Genomic DNA, 7790 nt, shown 5'->3' on the forward strand with positions numbered 1-7790 from the left:
GCTTGAAGATGAAGGACGGCGAAGCCAATGCAGTTGCCCTTAGAAAAAATAGTGCAGATTTGAAAGAAGTGGTGGACAAGGTCATCCAAAAACTCAAGGATGAAGGAACTTACCAAAGCTATCTTGAAAAAGCAGCAAGTCTAACAGAAGTTGAAGAATAATACTCAATGAAAATCAAAGAGCAAACTAGGAAGCTAGCCGCAAGCTGTACTTGAGTACGGTAAGGCGACGCTGACGTGGTTTGAAGAGATTTTCGAAGAGTATAAGAAAAAAGCAGAGTTGGAAGTCATTCCAATTCTGCTTTTAAATAGTTTAAAACATTTTCCAGATTGTCTAAGGATACCTTGGCAAATTGATAAGGGCAGGCGCTCAAATAGGCCTTTTCAAAGAAGTCCAAGTCCAGTTGGCTATGTTTGAGACTGGCAATTTTAGGATACTGTCTCAGATCTAGTAATAAACCATCGTATAGGGGAAAATGAGGAAGGGGACAAGGAGTGTTAGCTAATCTTTCCTCGAGTTGTTTTTGGTAAGATTCCTGATTGGATAAGCGAGCCAGACGGTTTTTCTCAAATAGTTGACTGTCAATATAGAGTGACAGGGCCTTTTGCATGATAAGGTTGCTATCGTAGTCTAGGATATTTTTGTAGGCCACAAAGGCTTCTTTGATAGCATTTGGAAGGATGAGTGCTGTTATCCTCAGGGCTGGAAAGAGGCTGGTTGAGAAGGACTTTATGTAAATAACGCGTTCCTCTGTATCCAGATAGTGGAAGGTCTGGCCCTTTTTAGAGTCCAAATCCCCCAGATAGTCGTCCTCTACGATATAGACTCCATACTTGGCAGCTAAGTCAAGAATAGCCCGTTTGTCCTGTTCTGAATAGGAATGCCCCAGAGGATAGTGAAAACGAGGAATGGTGTAGAAAAACTTAATCTTTCCTGTTTTGAAGTGGCCTTCCAGCTCCTCCAAGTCAATCCCATCAATGCCTCGTTCAATCGTTTGATAGGCTAACCTCTGAGCAATCAAGAGACGATTCATCCGATGGTAGGTCGGCTGTTCCACCAAGATTTCCTTTGCTTGGCTAGGAAAGGATATTTGCGAGAGAATAAAAAGGGCTTGTTGGGTTCCAGAAGTCAGTACCAGTTGGTCAGCCTTGCAGTAGAGAGCTTGGTCAAAGAGGAGTTGGTGAATGGACTGTCTTAGGTCTTCTAAACCTTCTTGATTTTCATAGTAGTTGAAGAGGTAGTTTTCCCGGCCAATCAAGGTTTCATTGACACAGAGTCGGAAATCGTCATAGGCGCTGGCGTGTTCGTCCGTAACCTCAATTTCTAGGTCTTGATGTTGCCCTTGTTCTAGGACATAGTAACCACTCTGGGGCTTGGCATAGAGGTATTGTTCGTGCCGTAATTCCAGTAGGGCGCGTTGAATGGTGTCCTTGCTACAGTGAAAGTCAAGGCTCAGTTGACGGATAGAAGGTAGGCGACTTCCCGTTGGAAAACGTCCAGACTCGATACCGTTTTTCAGATAAGATACGACCTCTTGGTACTTGCTTTGTTTCTTCATTCCAGATCTCCCTTGATTTTGTTACATTGTACTCTTTTTTTTCCTTCTTGGCAATGTATAGAGTGTTTCTCTCGTTCACATCTAGGGGCAAATGTGGTATACTTAGGAGTAACATTTATAGAATAACAGACAAGAAAGTGAATGGATAAGAACGTGCAGGAACCAGTGAAATTATTTCAATACAATACCCTTGGAGCCTTGATGGCCGGCCTTTATGGTGGTACCATGACAGTAGGAGAATTGCTAGAGCATGGTGACCTTGGTTTGGGAACCTTGGATTCCATTGATGGAGAATTGATTGTCTTGGATGGCAAGGCTTATCAAGCCAAAGGCTCAGGAGAGCAACCGGAAATTGTAGAAGTGTCACCAGATGCCCTTATTCCTTACGCAGCAGTGGTACCGCATCAGGCAGAGGTCATTTTCCGCCAGCGCTTTGAGATGACAGACAAGGAATTGGAAGAGCGAATCGAGTCTTATTATGACGGGGAAAATCTTTTCCGCTCTATCAAGATTCGTGGGGAATTTTCACATATGCATGTGCGCATGATTCCCAAGTCGACACCAGATACCAAGTTTGCTGATGTCGCAACCCATCAACCTGAATATAGTCGTGACAATGTGGCGGGAACCATCGTTGGTTTCTGGACGCCTGAGATTTTCCATGGGGTCAGTGTGGCAGGCTACCATCTCCACTTCATCTCAGATGATTTGACCTTCGGTGGGCATGTCATGGACTTTGTCATCAAGGAAGGCATTATCGAGGTGGGAGCAGTTGACCAGTTGGACCAACGTTTTCCAGTCCAAGATCGTCAATACTTGTTTGCTAAGTTCAATGTTGACGAGATGAAAAAAGATATTGAAAAGGCGGAATAGGAGAAGAAAATGACCATTCATATCATTATTACCATGTTTCTGTTGCTGGCTTTCTTGATAGGAAGCATTTGGTATGCCAAAAAGAAATACCAGATTAATTTAGCTGTTTTGGGCTTGGGGGCTGTTGCCTTCTTTGTCTCTTCACAAATTTTGGAAAAACTGGTGCATATCTTAGTTTTGCATCCTCAAAAAGACGGTAGTATTGCCCTCTTGCAAGACCATCCGCTTGTCTATATCATCTATGGCTTAGCCATGGCAGCATTTTTTGAGGAAACTGCTCGTCTTGTTTTCTTCAAATGGTTGGAGAAAAAGAGAAGTTTGGAAAAGGCAGATTCGTTGGCTTATGGATTGGGGCATGGTGGCTTGGAGTTGATTTACCTGGGCCTTACTAGTTTGATTAATCTCTACATCGTGCTCTCAGCAGTTCAAACGCAGGATCCACAGGTCATGCAATTACTGTCTGAAAATATGTTGAAAACTATCCAGTCGCTATCAGTCTGGCAGATTTATTTGCTTGGTTTTGAGAGAATCTTGGCGCTAGGTTTCCAATTACTCTTGACTGTTTGGGTTTACCAAGCTGTTCGCCAGAAGAAATGGATTTATCTCCTAGCTGCCTATGGACTACATGCCTTCTTTGACTTAGCACCATCTCTTGCCCAAGTTGGCTGGCTGACAAATCCTGTCTTGGTGGAAGTTGTCCTAGCACTTGAATTTGTTCTGGTTGCCTATGGAACAAAGGCTATCTTTTGCAAAAAATTATAAGAAAAGGGGGAAACCTCTTTTTTTGTTTAAAATAAGCCCAAGATTTTTTTAGGGTCGTCAAATGGTCTTAAAAATGGTATAATGGAATGAATTTTGTAAAAGGAAGAGTGACATGTCTGTAAGAGAAAAAATGCTTGAAATCTTAGAAGGAATTGATATCCGTTTTAAGGAACCCTTGCATAGCTATAGTTATACAAAAGTAGGTGGAGAGGCCGATTATTTGGTCTTTCCACGAAATCGTTTTGAGTTGGCGCGCGTTGTTAAATTTGCCAACCAAGAAAATATTCCTTGGATGGTTCTTGGAAATGCTAGTAACATCATTGTTCGTGACGGTGGGATTCGTGGATTTGTCATCTTGTGTGACAAGCTCAATAATGTTTCTGTTGATGGCTATACTATTGAAGCAGAAGCTGGTGCCAACTTGATTGAAACAACTCGCATTGCCCTTCGTCATAGTTTGACTGGTTTTGAGTTTGCTTGTGGCATTCCTGGAAGTGTTGGTGGTGCTGTCTTTATGAATGCGGGTGCCTATGGTGGCGAGATCGCCCACATCTTGCAGTCTTGTAAGGTCTTGACCAAGGATGGAGAAATCGAGACCCTGTCTGCTAAAGACTTGGCTTTTGGTTACCGTCATTCAGCCATTCAGGAGTCTGGTGCAGTTGTCTTGTCAGCTAAATTTGCCCTTTCTCCAGGAACCCATCAGATTATCAAGCAGGAAATGGACCGTTTGACGCACCTACGCGAACTCAAGCAACCTTTGGAATATCCATCTTGTGGTTCGGTCTTTAAGCGTCCAGTAGGGCATTTTGCAGGTCAATTAATTTCAGAAGCTGGCTTGAAAGGCTATCGTATCGGTGGCGTAGAAGTGTCAGAAAAGCACGCAGGATTTATGATCAATGTTGCAGATGGAACGGCTAAAGACTACGAAGACTTGATTGAGTCTGTTATCGAAAAAGTCAAGGAACACTCAGGTATCACGCTTGAGAGAGAAGTCCGTATTTTAGGTGAAAGCAAGTAGGAAGCTTTAGCTAAAAAGCTGCTGCTATGTCATGGAAAGGGGGTGAAAGCCTATCGTTAGTGCAGAAGAATGTAGGCAGTTCAATCTCCTACACGAGGTAGTAGCGGCCTGACAGAGCCCTGATCTGTTAATCTATGAAAAAGAAGGAATAAATGACAATTGAAAAAACCAATTATTGAATTCAAAAACGTCTCTAAAGTTTTTGAAGACAGCAACACCAAGGTTCTCAAAGATATCAACTTTGAGTTGGAAGAAGGGAAATTCTACACCCTTTTAGGCGCATCTGGTTCAGGGAAATCAACCATCCTTAACATCATTGCAGGTTTACTGGATGCAACGACAGGAGATATTTTGCTGGACGGTGTCCGAATCAATGACATTCCAACCAACAAGCGAGACGTCCATACGGTCTTCCAATCCTATGCCTTGTTTCCACATATGAATGTGTTTGAAAATGTTGCCTTTCCGCTCCGCTTGCGCAAGATTGATAAGAAAGAAATCGAGAAACGCGTAGCGGAAGTTCTCAAGATGGTTCAGTTGGAAGGGTACGAAAAACGTTCCATCCGTAAACTCTCTGGAGGACAACGTCAGCGTGTGGCAATTGCCCGTGCCATCATCAACCAACCTCGTGTGGTTTTGTTGGACGAGCCTTTGTCAGCGCTGGACTTGAAATTAAGAACAGACATGCAGTATGAACTGCGTGAACTACAACAACGATTGGGCATTACCTTTGTCTTTGTCACTCACGATCAGGAAGAAGCTCTTGCCATGAGTGATTGGATTTTCGTTATGAATGATGGCGAGATTGTCCAGTCTGGAACACCTGTGGATATCTACGATGAGCCGATTAACCACTTTGTTGCGACCTTTATCGGTGAGTCAAATATCTTGCCAGGAACCATGATTGAGGACTACTTGGTTGAGTTTAACGGCAAACGCTTCGAAGCAGTTGATGGGGGGATGAAGCCGAATGAACCTGTTGAGGTTGTTATTCGTCCAGAGGACTTGCGTATTACCCTTCCTGAAGAAGGCAAGCTCCAAGTTAAGGTGGATACCCAGCTCTTCCGTGGAGTTCACTATGAAATTATCGCCTATGACGAACTCGGAAATGAATGGATGATCCACTCAACTCGTAAGGCCATCGTTGGTGAGGAAATCGGTCTGGACTTTGAACCAGAAGACATCCACATCATGCGTCTCAACGAAACCGAAGAAGAGTTCGATGCTCGTATCGAGGAGTACGTAGAAATCGAAGAGCAAGAAGCAGGTCTGATTAACGCGATCGAGGAGGAAAGAGATGAAGAAAACAACCTCTAAACTCTTTGTAGTGCCCTACATGCTCTGGATTGCCCTCTTTGTCCTGGCACCCTTGGTCTTGATTTTCGGTCAATCCTTTTTCAACATCGAAGGCCAGTTCAGTTTAGAAAATTATAAGTCCTACTTTGCGTCACAAAACTTGACCTACCTAAAAATGAGTTTCAACTCTGTACTCTATGCAGGAATTGTGACCTTTGTGACCTTGCTTATCAGCTATCCAACAGCCCTCTTTTTGACCCGTCTCAAGCACCGTCAACTCTGGCTCATGCTGATTATCCTGCCAACTTGGATCAATTTGCTCCTCAAGGCCTATGCCTTTATTGGGATTTTTGGTCAGAATGGCTCTATTAACCAATTTTTGGAATTTATCGGAATCGGTTCACAGCAGTTGCTCTTTACCGATTTCTCCTTTATCTTTGTCGCAAGCTACATCGAGCTTCCCTTTATGATTTTGCCGATTTTTAATGTCTTGGACGATATGGATAACAATCTCATCAATGCAAGTTATGACCTCGGTGCTACCAAGTGGGAGACCTTCCGTCATGTCATCTTCCCTCTATCGATGAACGGTGTGAGAAGTGGAGTTCAGTCTGTCTTTATTCCTAGCTTGAGTCTCTTCATGCTGACCCGTTTGATTGGTGGGAACCGCGTTATTACACTGGGGACAGCCATTGAGCAAAACTTCCTGACAAATGACAACTACGGTATGGGTTCTACCATCGGTGTGATTCTCATCTTGACCATGTTCATCACCATGTGGGTGACCAAGGAAAGGAGAGAACGATGAAAAAATTTGCCAACCTTTATCTGGGACTGGTCTTTCTTGTCCTCTACCTGCCGATTTTTTACTTGATTGGATACGCCTTTAATGCAGGAAACGACATGAACAGCTTTACAGGTTTTAGCTTGAGCCATTTTAAAACCATGTTTGGCGATGGTCGCCTCATGTTGATTGTGACCCAGACCTTTTTCTTGGCCTTTTTATCAGCCTTGATAGCGACCATTATCGGGACTTTCGGTGCTATTTACATTTATCAGTCTTGTAAGAAATACCAAGAAGCCTTTCTTTCACTTAATAATATCCTCATGGTTGCACCTGACGTTATGATTGGTGCCAGCTTCTTGATTCTCTTTACCCAACTCAAGTTTTCACTTGGCTTTTTGACCGTTCTATCTAGTCACGTAGCCTTCTCGATTCCTATCGTGGTCTTGATGGTCTTGCCACGTCTCAAGGAAATGAACGGCGACATGATTCATGCGGCCTATGACCTTGGTGCCAGTCAATTTCAGATGTTCAAGGAAATCATGCTTCCTTACCTGACACCGTCTATCATTGCAGGTTATTTCATGGCCTTCACCTATTCGCTAGATGACTTTGCTGTGACCTTCTTCGTAACGGGAAATGGCTTTTCAACCCTGTCAGTCGAGATTTACTCTCGTGCTCGCAAAGGGATTTCCTTAGAAATCAATGCCCTGTCTGCCCTTGTCTTTCTCTTTAGTATTATCCTGGTTGTTGGATATTACTTTATCTCACGTGAGAAGGAGGAGCAAGCATGAAAAAACTCTATTCATTTTTAGCAGGAATTGTAGCCATTATCCTCGTCTTATGGGGAATTGCAACTCATCTAGATAGTAAAATCAATAGCCGAGATAGTCAAAAACTGGTTATCTACAACTGGGGTGACTATATCGATCCAGAACTCTTGGAGCATTTCACTGAAGAAACAGGCATCCAAGTCCAGTACGAGACTTTTGACTCCAATGAAGCCATGTATACTAAGATCAAGCAGGGTGGAACGACCTACGATATTGCCATCCCTAGTGAATACATGATCAACAAGATGAAGGACGAAGACCTCTTGGTACCGCTTGACTATTCAAAACTTGAAGGTCTTGAAAATATCGGACCAGAGTTCCTCAACCAGTCCTTTGATCCAGGCAATAAATTCTCCATTCCTTACTTCTGGGGAACCTTGGGAATTGTCTACAATGAAACCATGGTAGAGGAAGCGCCTGAGCATTGGGATGATCTCTGGAAGCCAGAGTATAAGAACTCTATCATGCTTTTTGATGGGGCGCGTGAGGTGCTGGGTCTGGGGCTCAATTCCCTCGGCTACAGCCTTAACTCTAAAAATCAACAGCAGTTGGAAGAGACAGTAGATAAGCTCTATAAACTGACTCCAAATATCAAGGCTATTGTGGCGGACGAAATGAAGGGCTACATGATTCAAAATAACGCTGCAAACGGGGTGGCCTTCTCTG

At 43.5% G+C, this 7790-nt stretch carries 8 protein-coding genes and 1 pseudogene; 8 read left to right on the forward strand and 1 reads right to left on the reverse strand.

The genetic code is table 11. The features are described 5' to 3' along the window. Nucleotides 1-161 (forward strand): annotated as a pseudogene (locus tag QZ359_RS03365) (amino acid ABC transporter substrate-binding protein); the annotation flags it as partial. A gap of 125 nt (nucleotides 162-286) precedes the next feature. Here the strand turns inward: QZ359_RS03365 and QZ359_RS03370 are convergent. Beyond that, a complete protein-coding gene (locus QZ359_RS03370; protein ID WP_293959502.1) occupies nucleotides 287-1558 on the reverse strand; it encodes a PLP-dependent aminotransferase family protein in 1272 nt (423 codons plus the stop codon). A gap of 141 nt (nucleotides 1559-1699) precedes the next feature. Between QZ359_RS03370 and budA the strand changes: the two genes are divergently transcribed. The 7 genes from budA to QZ359_RS03405 all read left to right on the forward strand — a co-directional run. Continuing rightward, a complete protein-coding gene (budA, locus tag QZ359_RS03375) occupies nucleotides 1700-2431 on the forward strand; it encodes an acetolactate decarboxylase (protein WP_000360311.1) in 732 nt (243 codons plus the stop codon). A 9-nt stretch (nucleotides 2432-2440) separates the two neighbouring features. Then, nucleotides 2441-3193, forward strand: coding sequence for a YhfC family glutamic-type intramembrane protease (locus QZ359_RS03380; protein ID WP_293959507.1), 753 nt, complete (start codon nucleotides 2441-2443; stop codon nucleotides 3191-3193). A 112-nt stretch (nucleotides 3194-3305) separates the two neighbouring features. Continuing rightward, nucleotides 3306-4211 (forward strand): UDP-N-acetylmuramate dehydrogenase, encoded by a 906-nt coding sequence (murB, locus tag QZ359_RS03385; protein WP_000116178.1) that lies wholly within the window; start codon nucleotides 3306-3308, stop codon nucleotides 4209-4211. A gap of 159 nt (nucleotides 4212-4370) precedes the next feature. Then, nucleotides 4371-5528 (forward strand): ABC transporter ATP-binding protein, encoded by a 1158-nt coding sequence (locus QZ359_RS03390; RefSeq protein WP_000742896.1) that lies wholly within the window; start codon nucleotides 4371-4373, stop codon nucleotides 5526-5528. After that, complete coding sequence (locus tag QZ359_RS03395; RefSeq protein ID WP_216730522.1) at nucleotides 5509-6315, forward strand: ABC transporter permease; 807 nt, start codon at nucleotides 5509-5511, stop codon at nucleotides 6313-6315. Before QZ359_RS03390 ends, QZ359_RS03395 begins: the two co-directional genes overlap by 20 nt. Then, nucleotides 6312-7085, forward strand: coding sequence for an ABC transporter permease (locus tag QZ359_RS03400; RefSeq protein WP_049531456.1), 774 nt, complete (start codon nucleotides 6312-6314; stop codon nucleotides 7083-7085). Before QZ359_RS03395 ends, QZ359_RS03400 begins: the two co-directional genes overlap by 4 nt. Continuing rightward, on the forward strand, nucleotides 7082-7790 hold a 709-nt coding region (locus tag QZ359_RS03405), incomplete at its 3' end, for an ABC transporter substrate-binding protein (RefSeq protein ID WP_293959525.1). The genes QZ359_RS03400 and QZ359_RS03405, both read left to right, overlap by 4 nt.

Source organism: Streptococcus sp. (genome assembly GCF_019414905.1).
Lineage (GTDB): Bacteria > Bacillota > Bacilli > Lactobacillales > Streptococcaceae > Streptococcus.